At 68.9% G+C, this 15,936-nt stretch carries 17 protein-coding genes, 1 pseudogene and 1 riboswitch; of the genes and pseudogenes, 11 read left to right on the forward strand and 7 right to left on the reverse strand.

Annotated elements, in window-relative coordinates:
• The first annotated feature begins 588 nt into the window (after positions 1-588).
• From ACDP63_RS01180 to ACDP63_RS01195, 4 genes are all read left to right on the forward strand, one after another.
• Positions 589-2,343, forward strand: a complete 1,755-nt coding sequence (locus ACDP63_RS01180) for an alkaline phosphatase (protein WP_024843386.1) — start codon at positions 589-591, stop codon at positions 2,341-2,343.
• Between the two features lie 67 nt (positions 2,344-2,410).
• The gene (locus ACDP63_RS01185) at positions 2,411-2,887 is read left to right on the forward strand and encodes a hypothetical protein (protein ID WP_024843387.1); all 477 of its coding nucleotides are present in this window, start codon (positions 2,411-2,413) and stop codon (positions 2,885-2,887) included.
• A 9-nt stretch (positions 2,888-2,896) separates the two neighbouring features.
• A complete protein-coding gene (locus ACDP63_RS01190; RefSeq protein WP_024843388.1) occupies positions 2,897-3,583 on the forward strand; it encodes an ABC transporter ATP-binding protein in 687 nt (228 codons plus the stop codon).
• Entirely contained in the window at positions 3,580-4,893 is a 1,314-nt protein-coding gene (locus ACDP63_RS01195; protein WP_024843389.1) for an FtsX-like permease family protein, read from the forward strand. The genes ACDP63_RS01190 and ACDP63_RS01195 overlap by 4 nt, the downstream gene beginning before the upstream one ends.
• A 93-nt stretch (positions 4,894-4,986) precedes the next feature.
• On the opposite strand, the gene ACDP63_RS01200 is transcribed toward ACDP63_RS01195, so the two are convergent.
• Positions 4,987-5,199, reverse strand: coding sequence for a hypothetical protein (locus ACDP63_RS01200; protein WP_167521746.1), 213 nt, complete (start codon positions 5,197-5,199; stop codon positions 4,987-4,989).
• Between the two features lie 4 nt (positions 5,200-5,203).
• Here ACDP63_RS01200 and ACDP63_RS01205 point away from each other — a divergent pair, with 4 nt between their 5' ends.
• Together ACDP63_RS01205 and xrtE are read left to right on the forward strand one after the other, a co-directional pair.
• Positions 5,204-5,431, forward strand: a complete 228-nt coding sequence (locus ACDP63_RS01205) for a hypothetical protein (protein ID WP_024843390.1) — start codon at positions 5,204-5,206, stop codon at positions 5,429-5,431.
• Positions 5,428-7,116, forward strand: coding sequence for an exosortase E/protease, VPEID-CTERM system (gene xrtE, locus ACDP63_RS01210; protein ID WP_177209317.1), 1,689 nt, complete (start codon positions 5,428-5,430; stop codon positions 7,114-7,116). The genes ACDP63_RS01205 and xrtE overlap by 4 nt, the downstream gene beginning before the upstream one ends.
• A gap of 113 nt (positions 7,117-7,229) precedes the next feature.
• Here the strand turns inward: xrtE and ACDP63_RS01215 are convergent, their stop codons facing one another.
• The 4 genes and pseudogenes from ACDP63_RS01215 to ACDP63_RS01230 form a co-directional block, all read right to left on the reverse strand.
• Positions 7,230-7,448 (reverse strand): hypothetical protein, encoded by a 219-nt coding sequence (locus tag ACDP63_RS01215; RefSeq protein WP_024843392.1) that lies wholly within the window; start codon positions 7,446-7,448, stop codon positions 7,230-7,232.
• 11 nt (positions 7,449-7,459) lie between these two features.
• Positions 7,460-7,882 (reverse strand): hypothetical protein, encoded by a 423-nt coding sequence (locus ACDP63_RS01220; RefSeq protein ID WP_024843393.1) that lies wholly within the window; start codon positions 7,880-7,882, stop codon positions 7,460-7,462.
• A 178-nt stretch (positions 7,883-8,060) separates the two neighbouring features.
• Positions 8,061-8,291, reverse strand: coding sequence for a hypothetical protein (locus ACDP63_RS01225; protein ID WP_024843394.1), 231 nt, complete (start codon positions 8,289-8,291; stop codon positions 8,061-8,063).
• A 22-nt stretch (positions 8,292-8,313) separates the two neighbouring features.
• Positions 8,314-8,445 (reverse strand): annotated as a pseudogene (locus tag ACDP63_RS01230) (hypothetical protein); the annotation flags it as partial.
• 393 nt (positions 8,446-8,838) lie between these two features.
• On the opposite strand from ACDP63_RS01230, the gene ACDP63_RS01235 reads away from it, so the two are divergent.
• The 5 genes from ACDP63_RS01235 (at position 8,839) to ACDP63_RS01255 (ending at position 12,588) form a co-directional block, all read left to right on the forward strand.
• On the forward strand, positions 8,839-9,033 hold the full coding sequence (locus ACDP63_RS01235; protein WP_024843395.1) for a short-chain fatty acyl-CoA regulator family protein: 195 nt from the start codon (positions 8,839-8,841) through the stop codon (positions 9,031-9,033).
• Positions 9,028-9,231, forward strand: a riboswitch (cobalamin riboswitch). (Overlaps the previous gene by 6 nt.)
• Positions 9,232-9,324: 93 nt before the next feature.
• The gene (locus tag ACDP63_RS01240) at positions 9,325-10,335 is read left to right on the forward strand and encodes an ABC transporter substrate-binding protein (RefSeq protein WP_024843396.1); all 1,011 of its coding nucleotides are present in this window, start codon (positions 9,325-9,327) and stop codon (positions 10,333-10,335) included.
• On the forward strand, positions 10,332-11,381 hold the full coding sequence (locus ACDP63_RS01245) for a FecCD family ABC transporter permease (RefSeq protein WP_024843397.1): 1,050 nt from the start codon (positions 10,332-10,334) through the stop codon (positions 11,379-11,381). Before ACDP63_RS01240 ends, ACDP63_RS01245 begins: the two co-directional genes overlap by 4 nt.
• Complete coding sequence (locus tag ACDP63_RS01250) at positions 11,378-12,148, forward strand: ABC transporter ATP-binding protein (RefSeq protein ID WP_024843398.1); 771 nt, start codon at positions 11,378-11,380, stop codon at positions 12,146-12,148. The genes ACDP63_RS01245 and ACDP63_RS01250 overlap by 4 nt, the downstream gene beginning before the upstream one ends.
• A gap of 11 nt (positions 12,149-12,159) precedes the next feature.
• Entirely contained in the window at positions 12,160-12,588 is a 429-nt protein-coding gene (locus ACDP63_RS01255) for a pseudoazurin (protein WP_024843399.1), read from the forward strand.
• Between the two features lie 453 nt (positions 12,589-13,041).
• On the opposite strand, the gene paaZ is transcribed toward ACDP63_RS01255, so the two are convergent.
• Both paaZ and ACDP63_RS01265 read right to left on the reverse strand, forming a co-directional pair.
• Complete coding sequence (gene paaZ / locus ACDP63_RS01260; RefSeq protein WP_024843401.1) at positions 13,042-15,102, reverse strand: phenylacetic acid degradation bifunctional protein PaaZ; 2,061 nt, start codon at positions 15,100-15,102, stop codon at positions 13,042-13,044.
• Between the two features lie 77 nt (positions 15,103-15,179).
• Positions 15,180-15,932, reverse strand: coding sequence for a Phenylacetic acid catabolic protein (locus ACDP63_RS01265; RefSeq protein ID WP_024843402.1), 753 nt, complete (start codon positions 15,930-15,932; stop codon positions 15,180-15,182).
• Positions 15,933-15,936 lie beyond the last annotated feature (4 nt).

The raw sequence follows: 15,936 nt of genomic DNA on the forward strand, positions 1-15,936 counted from the left end.
AACGGCTTCACCGCACTCGGCATACCCGAAACTCAAGCCGTGGGATGACTCCGTCGGGGGAAAGGGGAACTCTGACCGTCAGTCAATTTGTGCAACAGAGTCTTGAATCACAGCCGACCGCGCAGGGGAATCCTTTTTGTCAACACACCCTAGCAGTTTCGTCCCCATTCCTTGCCTATAGCCGCGCGTGCAATTGGAAAAAGAGAATTCCCCCTGAACTTATAGAACTACAAGAACAAGAAGGGCTGCGCCCATTTTTGCTGTGGAAGCATCCATGCATCCTGGGCACTCATGGCATCGCGGATCGGCCTTGTCGCGATGCGACGACGCGTGGGCAGCCCCCCTGCCCGGCATCCGCCACCGGACCCGTCCGGTTGCAAACCGAGTCCCACGGGTTCTCCGGCCATGCCGGCTCGGCCAAATCGATATGATATAACATAATAAAACGGCTGGAACTTCGCCGAAAATCGCCCCTTTCGGGAAGATTGCGCCGCCACCCAGCCATTCTGTCACGTTTGCGCCACAGAATAAGACTAGGCCGCCCTTGCGGGAAAACCCTCGGTTTTCCGAAACTCACAAGAGGCGATCATGCGAAATCTGCTTGCGATGCTTGCGGCAACGACCTTTCTGACGGGGGCCGCCCAGGCCGCCACGATCTATCCGCTCGACCGGGCGACGATCCTGGTGAACTCCCCCTTCGATTTCAAGATCGAGCTGGACGAGGTTCATCCCGAAGGCGACGTGGCCGTCACCGTGAACGGCAAGCCCTATGCCGAGATCTTCGGCAAGCCCGCCGAATTCGTGGCCGAGGAAAAGGGCGATGACGACGCGGCCCTCGGCTCGGCCCTGATCCTGCGCGACCTGGCGCTGGCCGAACCGGGCCGATACACGGTCGAGGTCAAGGCCGGCGAGGAAAGCAAGTCGGTCACCTGGGAGGTCTATTCGACCGCCGAGACCCCCAAGGCCAAGAATGTCATCTTCATCCTGGGCGACGGGCTGTCGGTGGCGCATCGCACCGCGGCGCGGATCATGTCCAAGGGCATGACCGAGGGCAAGGCCAACGGCCGCCTGGCCATGGACGACCTGGACCACATGGCCTTCATCGGCACCTCGTCCACCCATTCCATCGCGACGGATTCGGCCAATACGATGTCGGCCTACATGACCGGCCACAAGAGCCGCGTGAACGCGCTTGGCGTCTATGCCGACCGCACCCCGGACAGCCTGGACGATCCCAGGGTCGAAACCATCGCCGAGGCGCTGCGCCGTACCACCAACAAGGCGATCGGCGTCGTCTCGACCTCCGAGCTGCAGGACGCGACCCCGGCCGCGGTCGTGGCCCATACCCGCAAGCGCGCCGACAAGGCCGAGATCGTCGGCATGTTCCACGACATCCAGCCCGAGGTCATCCTGGGCGGCGGCTCGGCCTATTTCCTCAAGGCCGATATCCCCGGCTCGAAGCGCAAGGACGACAAGGACTATATCCAGCTGTTCAAGGATGCCGGCTATGCGCTGGCGACCAGCAGGGATGAACTGGCCGCGGCGGCGGGCAGCAATGCCGGCAAGCTCCTGGGCCTGTTCCACACCGGCAACATGGACACCTGGCTGGACCGCAACCAGCTGAAAAAGGGCACCGTGGACAAGTTCCCCGACCAGCCCGGCCTGGTCGAGATGACGCAATCGGCGCTGGCGCAGCTGTCGAAGAACCCCGACGGCTTCTTCCTGATGGTCGAGGGCGCCTCGATCGACAAGATGTCCCACCCGATGGACTGGGATCGCGCCGTGGTCGAGACCATCGAACTGGACCAGGTCGTGGCCCTGGCCCGCGAATTCGCCGAGGCCAATCCCGACACGCTGATCGTGGTCACGGGCGACCATACCCATGGCGTCTCGCTGATCGGCACGATCGACGACAACCGGCCCGGCGACCAGATGCGCCAGAAGGTCGGCGTCTATGACGAGGCGGGCTTTCCCGACTATGCCGATGCCGATGGCGACGGCTATCCCGACTCGGTCGACGTGGCGCGGCGTTTCGCGATCTTCGCCTCGAACTATCCCGACCATTACGAGACCTGGGGCCCGAAGCTGGACGGCCCGTTCCAGCCCGCAGTGCAGAACGAGAACGGCGAATATGTCGCCAACGACGCCTACAAGGATCTGCCCGGCGCGGTCTTCCGCGAGGGCAACCTGCCCAAGGACAACGACACCGCCGTCCATGCCGTGGACGACATCGTGCTGCAGGCCGCCGGCCCCGGCGCCGAGGCGTTCAAGGGCTATATGGAGCAGTCCGACGTCTACAAGATCCTGGCCGACGTCTTTGCCCTCGGCACCGTGCAGAAGTGAGCCATGCGGCCTGTCCGGGGTTTCCGCCCCGGCCAGGCCGAACCGTATTCGTTGCCGGAGATGCAGGATGACCCGTCCCCAAGACCCGATCCGTTTCCGTCCCGGCCGCCGGGCCTGCCTGGGCGGGCTGGCGGCGCTGCTGGCCCTGGGCGCCCCGGTCCCGGCGCTGGCCCGCGCGCCCGCGCTGACCTTCGACGAGCTTTATGCCGCATACGGCGTGCTGGGGCTGGAGTTCTCGGACAAGGTCAAGCTGCTGACCGGCAAGACGGTCAGCATCCGCGGCTTCATGGCCCCGCCGCTGAAGGCCGAGGCCCAGTTCTTTGTCCTGTCCGAAATCCCGATGGCGCTTTGCCCCTTCTGCTCGTCCGACGCGGACTGGCCGGACAACATCGTCGTGGTCTACCTGGGCCGGCGGCAGACCTTTACCCAGCCCAACCAGATGATCGAGGTGACCGGCCGGCTCGAGCGCGGCTCCTGGATCGACCCCGAAACCGGCTTCGTCAGCCAGCTGCGGCTGCGCGAAGCGCGCTATGCCACGGTCTGAGATCGCACCATGCCCTGCCTGCACCTCGACGCTGCCGAAGTCTCGTTTCCCGGCCTGCCCGCGCCGGTTCTGCGCATCCCGCGGCTGGAGATCGCCGCCGGCAGCCAGGTCGCGGTGATCGGGCCGTCGGGCTCGGGAAAATCCACGCTGGTCAATGTCATCACCGGCCTGGCCCGCCCGACCCAGGGCCGCGTGTTCTGGGACGAACGCGACATCGCGCGACTTTCCGAAGGCGCGCGCGACCGCTGGCGCGGCGCCAATATCGGCCTGGTCATGCAGGATTTCCACCTGTTTCCAGGGCTTTCGGCGCTGGAGAACGTGCTGCTGCCCGCCCGGCTGGCGCGCGTGGCGGACGGCGCCATCCGGGCACGCGCGGGCGCGCTTCTGTCCCGCGTCGGCCTGTCGCGGCCGGACCAGCCGGTCGAGACCCTGTCGCGCGGCGAGATGCAGCGCGTCGCGGCCGCGCGCGCGCTGCTGCGCGACCCCGGCGTGATCGTCGCGGACGAACCGACGGCCAGCCTCGATGCCGAGAACGGCGCGGTCATCGCCGGCCTGTTGCTGGAACTGGCCGCGCAGACCGGCGCCACGCTGATCGTCGTCACCCATGACCAGCGCCTGATCTCGCGCCTGCCGCGCCGGATCGCCATGGCCGACGGCACCGTCCGGTCGGACAGCATGGCAGAGGTCCGGCCATGATCCGCTTTGCCCTGGCCGACCTGAAACGGCTCTGGGCCGGTTCCGTGGTGATCGTCCTGCTGGTCGCGCTGGCGGTGGCGCTTGGCGTCGGCGTCACCTTGCAGGAACGCGCGCTGCGCCTGGGCAGCGCCCGCGCCGCCGAGAAATTCGACGTGATCGTCGGCGCGCCGGGCAGCGAAACCCAGCTGGTGCTGTCCGCGGTCTTCCTGCAACCGGCCGCCCTGCCCCTGATGCCGGGCGAGGTGCTGGCCGAGCTGAACGACGACCCGCGCGTGGAATGGGCCGCGCCGGTGGGTTTCGGCGACTTCCATGCCGGCTACCCGATCGTCGGCACCACCACCACCCTGATCGAGGGCACCGCGGGCGGCTTTTCCCGGGGCGGGATGTTCAGGACCGAGGGCGAGGCCGTCGTCGGCTCGGCCGTGCCGCTGCAACCGGGCGAGACGATCGTGCCGACCCATGGTCAGGTCGAACAGGGCGGGCACGAACACGAAGGCGTCCGGTATCGGGTCAGCGGCCGGCTGAACCCGACCGGCACGCCCTGGGACCGGGCGATCCTGGTGCCGATCCAGGCGGTCTGGCATGTGCATGGCATGGGCCTTGCGCCCGGCCACGACGAACACGGGCAGGGGCAGGGGCACGGGCACGAGGATGAACATGCCGGACACGACCACGCCGGACACGACGCCGCGCATGAAAACGACGAGGCGCATGGCCATCGCGGCCTGGATGCCGACGCGCCCCTGGACGAGGACTGGCACCGCGGCGCACTGCCCGGCCTGCCGGCCGTCCTGGTCAAGCCCAGGACCATCGCCGACGCCTACAGGCTGCGCCAGGATTATCGCGCGGACGGCCGGACGCTTGCGGTCTTTCCGGGCGAAGTCCTGACCAGCCTTTATGCGACGCTGGGCGATGCCCGGCAGGTGCTGGCGGTCATCGCTTCCGGGACGCAGCTTCTGGTCGCGGCGGCGCTGCTGATGGTGACGGTGATCCATGTCGGCCAGCGCCGGCGGCAGATCGGCGCATTGCGGGCCTTTGGCGCGCCGCGGTCGGCAGTGTTCGGGATCGTCTGGCTTGAATTGTCCATGCTGGTCGGGCTTGGCATCCTGCTGGGCTACGGCGGCGGCTACCTGGCCGCCAGCCTGCTGTCGCGCGCCTTCGCCATGCAGCGCGGCTTCAGCCTGCCGGTCGGCTTCACGCCCGAGGATGGCGCGACGCTGGCGATCCTGGTCGCGGCCGCGGCGCTTCTGGCGGCGCTGCCGGCCTGGCTGGCCTATCGCCAGCCGCCGGCCGCCGCCTTGCGCGGCTGACCGCCGACCGGGTTCCGCCGACAGGGCGACCCCTCGACGCCACTTCATATTTGCGATTTAGACCACTGAAAATCATCTATATATTTTCAAGCATCAAAGAGATTGGCGCCGTGGACCGCCAACCGACCGCGACATCCCGACGGCATGGTCGCCAGCAGCGAAATTGCCGCGCTCACCCGAAATCACGCGGGCAAGCAAGGGGAAAACCTGGCGATTCCGACAGGTTGCCGGTTTTCCCTGCATGATGAATTCTTGGTCATCGACGCTCTTGCTTGTTTGTCGCGTTTCCTCGGTATCTGGGTTCATTTCAATGTTCTATGCTGCGCTTTTGGTCCTGCTGACCCTGTCCGCCGCCGGCACCCACCTGGCGCTGACCGGCCCTTCGGAAAGCCATGCCGGCACCGCCCATCCGGCAAGCGCCACCGCACCCCACAGCGTCCCCGAGATCGACCTGTTCGCGGGTGCATCGGTCCTGATGATCGCGGTGATCGTCGGGCTTCTGCTTTGGGAATGGCGCCGGCGTTCGGCCAACCCGTGACCGACAGCGCCGACCCCTCGGACCCGGCCGCGGTTGGCGGCGCCGGCCCGGATCATGGGCAGGCGGAGGCGCCGGCGCCGCAAGCGCCCCTTCTTGCAAGCGGCTGGCGCAGGCTTGGCCTTTTCGCCGCCCTGCTGCTGGGCGAGCTGCTGATCGTCGCCTTCTGCTACCAGTTCCTGGTCGAGATCGAATGCACGGATTTCCAGACGCCGCGGGCCTGCCTTGCGCTGCGCGAGGGGCTGGGACGGCTGCTTGCCCTAGCCCTGCTTGCCGGGCTGGCGATGACCGCGCGGCGCCAGCTGTTCGGCTTCCTGGGCGCGGGCGGCATCGGCGCGGGCGACCTGTCGCCCGGCACCGCAGCGGCCGCGATGCTGGCGGGGCTGGCGATCATGCTGCTGCCGGTGCTTTGGGGCGACATGACCGCCAGCCTGGCGCCGCTTGCCCTGGCCCTTGCCGCGGGCGCCGCCATTTCGGTCGCAGCGGCGCTGGCCGGGACCGCGCCCATCGCCTGCTGGCTTTCGGTGCTGCGCCGGGGCGGCCCCTGGCTGTGGGCGGCCATGGGGATCGCGCTGCTCTCGCCGGAACTGACCGGGCTTTTCAACGGCACCTGGGGCTGGCCGCCCCTGACCGCCGCCACCTTCGAGCTGGTGCTGCGCCTGCTTGCCCTGCTGCCCGGCAGGGTCGTGGCCGCCCCGAATGAGATGGTGATCGGCTTTGACGATTTCCTCATCCGCGTGGGCGACCCATGCTCGGGCATGCAAGGCTTTGCGCTCATCACCCTGGTGATGGCCGGGTTCATCGCGCTCGAGCGGCGGCGCCTGCGCCTGCCTCTGGCACTGGTGCTGCTGCCGGTCGGGCTGCTGGCCAGTTTCGGCCTCAACGTGCTGCGCATCGCGGCCCTGATCTGGATCGGGGCGCGCATATCGCCCGACCTGGCGGTCAATGCCTTTCACAGCTACGCGGGCTGGCTGCTGTTCACCCTGCTGAGCATCGGGATGATCGGCGCGGCGCATCTGGTGCCGGCGCTGTGGCGCGGCGAAAAGCCCGGCCCGGCCTTTGGCGCAAAGACAGCCGCCTTCCGGCACGATCCGGTCAGCGCGATGTTGGTGCCGCTGCTGGTCCTGCTGCTCTCGGGGCTTTTCGTATCGACATTCTTCACCAATCCCGAGGCGGCCTACCCATACCGGGTGCCGGCGATGGGCGCGGGGCTGGTCCTGTTCCTTCCGGTCTGGGCCCGGCTCGACTGGCGCGTCGATCCGCTGCCGCTGCTGGCGGGCGTCGCGGTCGGTATCATGTGGATTGCCGCCGGCGTCGCTGCGGGGGCCGAGCCGGCCCCGCCGCCCTTCGCCGGGCTCGGGCTTGCGGCGGCAAGCTGGATCGTCCTGCGCCTGGTCGGCACCGTGCTGCTGGTGCCCCTGATCGAGGAGGCGGCCTTCCGGGGCTACCTGCTGGGCCACCTGCTGAAACTGCCCGGCCCGGCCGGCCAGGCAGGCGCCGTTCTGGTTTCCTCGGCCGCCTTCGCGCTGCTCCATGACAGCGGCGCGGCGGCCTTCGTCGCCGGGCTGGCCTTTGCCGCGGTCTACAAGCGCCGCGGCAGGTTGACCGACGCGGTATGGGCGCATGCGGCGGCGAACCTCGTGGTCTTCGCCGCCGCGGCGGCCAGCGGCAACTGGGCATTGATCTGAACACGGGCGCGACGACGGAAAAGCGACGCCCCAAGGGATCGGGGCGTCGCGGGCAGGCCGGGGGGTGTTGAGCGAACCCACCGAAGGCGGGCGACCCGCAGCCCGATCCCGGCCTATCCTGCGGCGAACTGGTTCATGGTATTGGCATGCCCGCCCGCCTTCAGCGCGCGTTCGCCCGCCACCATCTCCTTGAACGTGTCGCCCAGGTCCGAGCCGACCTCGTGCTGGTGCCTGACCGCCGAGATGCCGCGGCGGATCTCCTCGCGCTGCACGGTCTGCACATAGGCCAGCATCTTTTCCGCGCCGAAATTGCCGCGGCTGAGTTCGTCCACCGGCTTGGCGGTCAGGTGGAAGGTCGCAGCATGGTCAGGTTGCGGAACACGCCCGCGCGGGCCGATATGTCGGCCTGGAAGCGTTGCAGCCGGGCGTCGGCCTCGCGGTCCTGGCCGGTATCGTCGAAATCGGGCTTCATCAGCGCACTGCCGTCACGATGGTCGGCCTTGCCGATCCGGCCCTCGGCCAGCCATTGTGCCCGCAGCTGCTTGCGCAGGCTCAGCGTCCAGTTGAAGCCGGGCGCGTTGTTATGGGTCAGCTTGGCATCGGGCACCGCCTTGCGGATCTCGGCCACCATGCCGGCGATCTCGTCCACGTTGGGCGTATCGGTCTCGATCCACAACAGGTCGGCGCCGCCCAAGGTCAGCGAGGCGATGCAATCCTCGATCACGCGCCGGCGCCCCGTGCCCTCGCGGATCGGGTTTGCGTCCATGATCGGCTCCACCTTCAGCCATTTGATGTATTGCCGAAAAGGTCTTTCTGCTCATGATGCTTCCTTTCCGCATGATCGGTCCGGGAATCGGCAGGCGCGGCCGGCGGCAAGGCGGGGCATCCGGGGCAAGCGGCCCGCCAAAGGGAGCAAGCGTGCGGATGATGTCCATCGGGGCCCCTCAGTCCAGCGCGTTCAGCACGGCATAGGCCGGCAGGGTGATAAAATCGGGCAAGGTCTCGGCCGTCGCCGCCTCTCGCAGGATGCGCGCGGCCGCGGCGTAATGGCCGCGATGGAGCCCGTTCGGGCCCAGCCGGTCGAGGATGCGGACGATCTCGGCTTGCATCAGATCGCCCTGCCATGCGGCGCTCTCCAGCGCGACCGCGGCGCAGCCATTGCCACAGCTGGGCACGGCTGATCTCGGCGGTGGCGGCATCCTCCATCATGTTTCGGATCGGCACCGCACCGCGGCCCGACAGCCATTGCGCCAGGTATTCGACGCAGACCTGGATGTTCAGCCGCACGCCCGCCTCGGTGATCCGGCCCTGATGCGGGTTCAGCAGCATCGCGGGCTCGATATGGCTGAAGACATGGTCCCAGCAGCCCGATGATCTCGACCCGGCGATCCTCCAGCGCCGGCGGAACGAAGGCGGCCTGCCAGATGCCCTGCCGGATCTCGCGCGTTTGCGGCAGATAGTCGGGCAGATCGCGCCCGGTCGATGCGGTCCGGAACTGGCTCTATGCCCGGCGCAATTACGTCGATAGGCTGGACCGCGCGGCCGAGAAACTGGCCGAGGCGCTGGCGCGGCACCGCAACGAGCCACATATGGCGCTGACCGGCCGGCTGGCCGCGCATGGCATCGCGGTGCGCATCCTGCCCGCCCCGGTCAGGGGCGAGCTGATGCTGTCCGAACTGCTGGGGCAGTCCAGCCGCCGGTTCCAGATCGGCGCGCTACGACGTGGAACTGCTGGGCCACCGCTTCGGTGCCAGTTTCGAGCAGACCGCGCATCGTATGTCCACGCTGCAACGCCCCGAGGCGCGCGGCATCCCGTTCTTCTTCGTGCGGCGGGACCGGGCCGGGGGCAGCCGTGGCGCGGCAGCGGCAAGCCGGCCGGCCATGCTGCCGCTTGCCAGCGCCCGCGCCAGAAGCTAGGGAAGGCGCGTCGGTTTCCGCAAGGAATTGAAAGGGAATCCGCCGGGGCGCCCGCAGGCGTCCCGAACCGGAACTGCCCCCGCAACTGTAGGCGGCGAGCAGGATGCGAGAATGCCACTGTGGCTCCGCGCCATGGGAAGGCCGCATCCCTGCCGTGACCCGCCAGTCAGGAGACCTGCCGACGACGTTTGACCAATCCGAGCGGGTCGGCTCGGGAGGGGTTGCGACCGGCATTCGCCCGGTCTCCATCCGCTCATCCGGCCTGTTCATGATGTAGCGGAAGGAAACATCATGCCAAGGCTCACCACGGCGATGATCGCCACGTTCACCCTGGCGCCGATGGCGGCGTTCGGGGCCACCGAATACCCGCTGACGCTGACCAGCTGCGGCCACGAAGTCACTTTCGACAAGGCGCCCGAAAGCGTCGTCAGCGTCGGGCAAAGCACGACCGAGATCCTCTACATGCTGGGGCTGGCCGACAAGGTGGCGGGCACGGCGCTGTGGATCAACCCCGTCCTGCCCGAATTTGCCGAGGCGGATGCCGGGGTCGAGCGGCTGGCCGACAACGCCCCCAGCTTCGAAAGCGTGCTGGCCAAGAAGCCTGGGCTGGTGGTCACGGCCTATGAATGGATGATCGGCCCGCAGGGCGTGGTCGGCACACGCGAGATGTTCGACGACGCGCAGATCCCCAGCTGGATCATGCCCACCGAATGCGTCGGCAAGGACAATACGCAAAGCATGGACGGCGCGCGCTCGGTCCTGTTCGACACCGCGCTGCTCTACCAGGGCATCGAGGAACTGGCGGCGATCTTCGACGTGCAGGATCGCGGGGCCGCGGTGATCGCCGACCTGAAGGCACGCGAGGCGGCGGCGGTCGAGCGGGCGCAGGCGCTGGACCTGCCCGAAACGGTGTCGGGCCTGTTCTGGTATTCCTCGGCCGAGATCGAGATCGACCCCTATGTCGCGGGTGCCAATGGCGTGCCGGGCTGGATGATGTCCAAGCTGGGGGTCAGGAACGTCGTCGCCTCGGCCGAGGAATGGCCGACCGTGGGCTGGGAAACCATCAGCAAGGCCAATCCCAGCTTCATCGTTGCCGCCGAGATGAACCGGCGCCGCTTTCCGGCCGACGACATCGCCGTCAAGCGGGATTTCCTGACCTCGGACCCGGTGACGAGCGAGATGGGGGCGGTAAAGAACGACCGCATCCTGACCATGCCGGCCAATGCGATGGACCCCTCGGTGCGCGCGATCTATGCGCTGGAATCGCTGGCTGACTCGCTGGCCGGGTTCGACCTGAAATGAGGGCGCGCGCCGCGACCCGCAGCACGGGGCGCAATCGGGGCTGGCTGTGGCTGGCCCCCGCCGTGCTGGTCGCGGCGCTGCTCTTCGGAACGGCGGTGGGCGAGACGCGCATTCCGCTGGCCACCGTCATCGAGGTGCTGGCGGTCAAGGCCGGGCTTGGCTCGGCCGCGCTCGATCCGATCGACGCCAGCGTGATCTGGCATTACCGGCTGTCGCGGGCGGTGGTCGCGGCCTGCGGTGGCGCAAGCCTGGCGCTGTCGGGGCTGATCCTGCAGGCGCTGCTGCGCAACCCGCTGGCCGAGCCCTATCTGCTGGGGATTTCGGCCGGGGCCTCGACCGGGGCGGTCACGGTCGCGGTGGCGGGGATCGGCGCGGGGCTGCTCAGCATGTCGGCGGGCGCCTTTGCCGGGGCGCTGACCGCCTTCGCGCTGGTGGCGGCGCTGGCGCGCGCCGCCGGCGGCGGGACCGGGATGCGCGGCGCCGGGGTCATCATCCTGGCGGGCATCGCCGGCTCGCAGATGTTCAACGCGCTGACCGCGCTGATCATCGCGCAATCGGCCAGCGCCGAGCAGGCGCGCGGCATCATGTTCTGGCTGCTGGGCAACCTGTCCGGCGTGCGCTGGCCCGACAGCTGGGTCGCGGTCCCGATGGCGGCGCTGGCGCTGGGGGTGGCGCTGTGGCATGCGCGCGCGCTCGACGCCTTTGCCTTCGGCGCGGAAAGCGCCGCGTCGCTGGGCATCGACCTGCGGCGCACGCAGGTGCTGCTGATCGGAACGGCCTCGCTGGCGACGGCGATCATGGTCTCGATCGCCGGGGCCATCGGCTTCGTCGGGCTGGTGGTGCCGCATGCGATGCGCATCCTCGTCGGGCCGCGCCATGCCAGGCTGGTCCCGGCGACGGCGCTGGCGGGGGCGGTGTTCCTGGTGCTGTCCGACGTCGTCTCGCGCATCGTCATTCCCGGCCAGGTGCTGCCCATCGGCGTCATCACCGCGCTGGTCGGCGCGCCCGCCTTTGCCGTGGTCATGATCCGGGGAAGGCAACGATGACGCCCATCCTGGAAGCCGTCGGCGCCAGCCATGCCGTGCGCGGCCGCGAGATCCTGTCCGACATCAGCCTGCGCCTGCATCCGGGCGAGACCCTGGGCCTGATCGGGCCGAACGGATCGGGCAAGTCGACGCTGATGGGGATGATGGCGGGCCTGCTGCGCCCCAGCCGCGGAGAGATCCGGCTGGAAGGCCGTCCCATGGCCCGGCTGGGCCGGCGGCAGATCGCGCGGCGGCTGGCGCTGGTCGCGCAATCGGCCGAGACGGCCGAACGGATCACCGTGCGCGATGCGGTGGAGTTGGGCCGCACGCCCTGGCTTGGCCCGCTGCGGCCATGGGGTGCCCAGGACGACGACGCCGTCGCGGCGGCCCTCGATGCCGTGGACATGGCGCATATGGCGGGGCGCGACTGGGCCTCGCTGTCGGGGGGCGAGCGCCAGCGCGTCCATATCGCGCGCGCCCATGCGCAGGCCCCGCGCGTCCTGCTGTTGGACGAGCCGACGAACCATCTCGACATCCATCACCAGATCGCCATCCTCGACCTGGTCGCGCAGCTTTCCGTCACCACCGTCATCGCGCTGCACGACCTGCATCACGCGCTGCGCTGCGACCGGATCATGGTGCTGCGCGCGGGCCGCTGCGTGGCGCTTGGCCCGCCGATGGAAATCCTGACCCCGGCGCTGATCCGCGAGATCTTTGCCGTCGAGGCCGAGATCATCCCCCATCCTGGCGGGGGCCGGCCGGTCTTTGCCTTCCAACGCCTTGCCTGAAGGGACATCCCATGCTGCTTCGCGCCGCGCTTCTTGCCTGCCTGCTGCCCGCCGCCGCCCTGGCCGAGACGCATGAGGTCAGGATGCTCAACCGCAATGCCACCGGCCCGATGCCCTTCGAGCCGGACTACCTGGTGGTCCAGCCCGGCGACACGGTCCGGTTCATCGCCGCCGATCCCGGCCACAATGCCGCCACCATCGCCGGGATGATCCCCGAGAGCGGCGAGAAATTCGTCGGCAAGATCGACGAGGAAATCGAAGTCACGCTGGACGCCGAGGGCATCTGGGGCGTCAAATGCTCGCCGCATTTCACCATGGGCATGGTGATGCTGATCCAGGTCGGCGACAGGCCCGCGACCGAGGCCGACCTGCCCGACGACCTGCCCCCCGCCGCGCGCCAGAGGATGCTGGAAATCCTTGAACGCCGAAAAGCGGACTGAGCCGGGGCCGCGTCGCATTGCAGCACAGGAGGGCGGCGCGGGCCTGCCCCCTCCCGCGGACTGCGCATCGGCGCGGGACTGGGAAAACCGATCTGCCTGGGCACCCGGCGCGGCGGGAATGGGGGGCGAAACAGGGCACGGGAAGCGCGCGCTGCGGGCAGGCAGGACGCTCGCGGGCTTTGCAGCCGGGGGCGATCCTCGTCGCAGGCGCGGGGTTCTTCAGGGCCAGCCCGTACGCATCGACCAGCCGGCCGGCCGGCAGTCCAAGATGCGGGCCGGGGCCACACTTTACGACATGAGCGGACTCGGCGCATTCAAGGCGCTGGACGCCCCGATCCGGCGCAGCCTGCTGCCCGCGCAAGGCTGATGATCGGGCGAGACGGTTCCGCCGATGATCAGCGGGGCGCAAGCGCCCACCGTCCCGCCGGTCCGTTCGCGCATCAGGCGACGGCCCTATTGCGCCGCCTGGGCCAGCGGCCATTCCTTGGCGACCATGGTCAGCACGTCGTATTGCGCCACGACCTCGCCCTTCTGGTTCGTCACCTGGCAATCCCAGCGCACTTCGCCATGGCCGGCATTCTCGCGCGGGTTGATCTCCTTGCAGGTCAGCCGCACCTGCAGCGTGTCGCCGAAATAGACCGGGGTCAGGAAGCGCAGGTTGTCCACGCCGTAATTGGCCAGGACCGGACCCGGATTCGGCTCGACGAACAGGCCCGCCGCAAAGCTGGCGATCAGGTAGCCATGCGCGACGCGGTCGTCGAAGAACGGATTCGCCTTGGCCGCCGCCTCGTCCATATGGGCATAGAAGGTGTCGCCGGTGAAATGGGCGAAATGCTCGACATCCTCGCGGGTGACGGTGCGGCTCGCCGTGACCAGCTGGTCGCCGATGCGCAGCTCGGCCAGCGACTTGCGGAAGGGATGCACACCCTGCTGCACGTCGGCGCCCTCGATCCAGCGCCCGGTGACGGCGGAGAGCAGCCGAGGCGCGCCCTGGACGGCGGTGCGCTGCATGTAATGCTTGACGCCGCGAATGCCGCCCATCTCCTCGCCGCCCCCCGCGCGCCCCGGCCCACCATGGACCAGCGGCGCGAGCGGCGAGCCATGCCCGGTCGAGGATTTGGCCGAGGCGCGGTTGCCGATCAGCACCCGGCCGTGCCAGGGCGCCGCACCCAGCACCGCCTGCTCGGCGACCTTGGGATCGTCGGTAAAGACCGATGTGACCAGCGAACCGCGGCCCAGCCGCGCCAGCGCCACCGCCTCGTCCAGGTCGTCATAGGGCATGACCGTCGAGACGGGACCGAAAGCCTCGACCTCATGCACCGCCGTCGCCTGGAAAGGGCTGGCGGCATACATCAGCACCGGGTTCAGGAAGGCGCCCTTGGCGGCATCGCCCGAGGTCACGCGCACCGCGTCGGGATCGCCCGCCACGATCTCGGCCGCCGCCTGCAGGTCGCGGATGCGCTCGCGCACCTCCTCGCGCTGGTCGAGGCTGGCCAATGGCCCCATGCGCACCCCCTCGTCGCCCGGCAGGCCCAGCGGCGTCTTGCCCAGCCGCTCGTCCAGCGCGGCGACCAGCGCATCGACCTGGGCGCGGGGCGCGATGACGCGGCGGATCGCGGTGCATTTCTGCCCGGCCTTGACCGTCATCTCGCGCGCGACCTCGCGCACGAACAGGTCGAATTCCGGCGTGCCCGCCACCGCGTCCGGGCCCAGGATCGAGGCGTTCAGGCTGTCCGCCTCCATGGTGAAGCGCACGGAATTGGCGACGATCGCCGGATGGGTCTTGAGCTTGCGCCCGGTCCAGGCCGAGCCGGTGAAGGTCACGGCATCCTGTTCGGTCACATGGTCCAGCAGATCCCCGACCGAGCCGCAGATCAGTTGCAGCGCGCCTTCCGGCAGGATGCCGGTCTCGACGATGCGGCGCACCATCAGCTCGGTCAGATAGGCGGTCTGGCTGGCGGGCTTGACCAGGCAGGGCATCCCGGCCAGCAGCGTCGGCGCGATCTTTTCCAACATGCCCCAGATCGGGAAGTTGAAGGCGTTGATATGCACCGCCACGCCATGCAGCGGCGTCAGGATATGCTGGGCACTGAAGCTGCCGTCCCTGGACAGCGGCTCGACATCGCCATCGGTCAGCACGCGGGTATTGGGCAATTCGCGCCGGCCCTTGGAGGCATAGGTCAGCATGGTGCCGATGCCGCCCTCGATATCCACCCAGCCGTCGGCGCGGGTGGCGCCGGTATGCAGGCTTTCGGCGTAGAACTCCTCTTTCTGCGCCATCAGCGCCAGGCCCAGGGCCTTGAGCATGCCGGCGCGTTCGTGAAACGACATGGCGCGCAGCTTCGGCCCGGCCACCTCGCGGCCATGGGCCAGCGCGGCGGCGAAGTCGATGCCGGTCGAATCGATCACGGCCACCGGCTCGCCGGTGGCGGCGTCCAGCAGGGCCTGGCCCGGCTTGTCGCCGGGGGTCCAGCGCCCGCAGACATAGCTTTCAAGACGGCGCGGAGTGGTCATGGGCGTTTCCTCGGTCAATCTTCGTTTTGGTCAGGCGGCAAGGCCGCGCCTGTCGGGGCACGGCCGCAAGCACCGATTCAGAGGCCAAGCGCGGCCAGATGTTCCGACACCAGCGCCTCCCAGCGGGCCAGCAGCGCCTCGTTCGGACTGTGGCGCAGGCCGAAGCGCGCCAGCGTGTCATAGCGCGCCGAATGGGCCACGCCGAAGCCGGCCGCGACGCGCGGCTGCCAATAGGCGACGGCAGCGCGGGCTTCCTCGCGCCCGGTCTCGGTCTGGGCGATCTGCTCCAGCCCCTCAAGGCCCAGCTCGGCATGGCGCGCCTCGCGCGGGGCGATCTCGCGGAACACCTCGGCCAGCGGACCGTAGGAGACGCGGGTCAGCTCGGTCATCTGCACCCCGGTCGCCAGCCCTTGCAGCACGTTCATCACCACCGCATCGGTCCAGCCGGCGATGGGATAATGGAACACCGACAGCCGCATGTCGCCCGGCCGGCGCGCGGTGCCCAGATCGGCATCGCGCTCGACCCGCGCCGCCCAGTCATGGCTGGTCTGATAGCGCGCGGCATCGGTGCCGAACTCGGCCATCACCCGCAGCACGCGCTCGGCATGGTCGGCCTTTTCCAGCGTGATGCGGCTGGCGGCGATGCGCTCCTTGATGCCGGGGGCCAGGTTGATCGCATCGGCAAAGCCGGCCGAGGCGGCCAGCTCGCTGTCGACAAAGGACGACATCAGCCGCAAAAGCTCGCCGCGATAGCGGGCGGGCGCGTTGCCGGGCGCGGTCAGCACCCCGCCCTGCGCCAGGTAGTCCTCGATATTCATGGTATCGGACATGGGT

The organism is Paracoccus sp. P2 (genome assembly GCF_046335115.1).
Lineage (GTDB): Bacteria > Pseudomonadota > Alphaproteobacteria > Rhodobacterales > Rhodobacteraceae > Paracoccus > Paracoccus pantotrophus.

Coding starts and splice junctions, on each gene's coding strand:
- ACDP63_RS01180 (WP_024843386.1), top strand. CDS start 589: ATGCGAAATCTGCTTGCGATGCTTGCGGCAACGACCTTTCTGACGGGG.
- ACDP63_RS01185 (WP_024843387.1), top strand. CDS start 2,411: ATGACCCGTCCCCAAGACCCGATCCGTTTCCGTCCCGGCCGCCGGGCC.
- ACDP63_RS01190 (WP_024843388.1), top strand. CDS start 2,897: ATGCCCTGCCTGCACCTCGACGCTGCCGAAGTCTCGTTTCCCGGCCTG.
- ACDP63_RS01195 (WP_024843389.1), top strand. CDS start 3,580: ATGATCCGCTTTGCCCTGGCCGACCTGAAACGGCTCTGGGCCGGTTCC.
- ACDP63_RS01200 (WP_167521746.1), bottom strand. CDS start 5,199: ATGAACCCAGATACCGAGGAAACGCGACAAACAAGCAAGAGCGTCGAT.
- ACDP63_RS01205 (WP_024843390.1), top strand. CDS start 5,204: ATGTTCTATGCTGCGCTTTTGGTCCTGCTGACCCTGTCCGCCGCCGGC.
- ACDP63_RS01220 (WP_024843393.1), bottom strand. CDS start 7,882: ATGGACGCAAACCCGATCCGCGAGGGCACGGGGCGCCGGCGCGTGATC.
- ACDP63_RS01240 (WP_024843396.1), top strand. CDS start 9,325: ATGCCAAGGCTCACCACGGCGATGATCGCCACGTTCACCCTGGCGCCG.
- ACDP63_RS01245 (WP_024843397.1), top strand. CDS start 10,332: ATGAGGGCGCGCGCCGCGACCCGCAGCACGGGGCGCAATCGGGGCTGG.
- ACDP63_RS01250 (WP_024843398.1), top strand. CDS start 11,378: ATGACGCCCATCCTGGAAGCCGTCGGCGCCAGCCATGCCGTGCGCGGC.
- ACDP63_RS01255 (WP_024843399.1), top strand. CDS start 12,160: ATGCTGCTTCGCGCCGCGCTTCTTGCCTGCCTGCTGCCCGCCGCCGCC.
- paaZ (WP_024843401.1), bottom strand. CDS start 15,102: ATGACCACTCCGCGCCGTCTTGAAAGCTATGTCTGCGGGCGCTGGACC.
- ACDP63_RS01265 (WP_024843402.1), bottom strand. CDS start 15,932: ATGTCCGATACCATGAATATCGAGGACTACCTGGCGCAGGGCGGGGTG.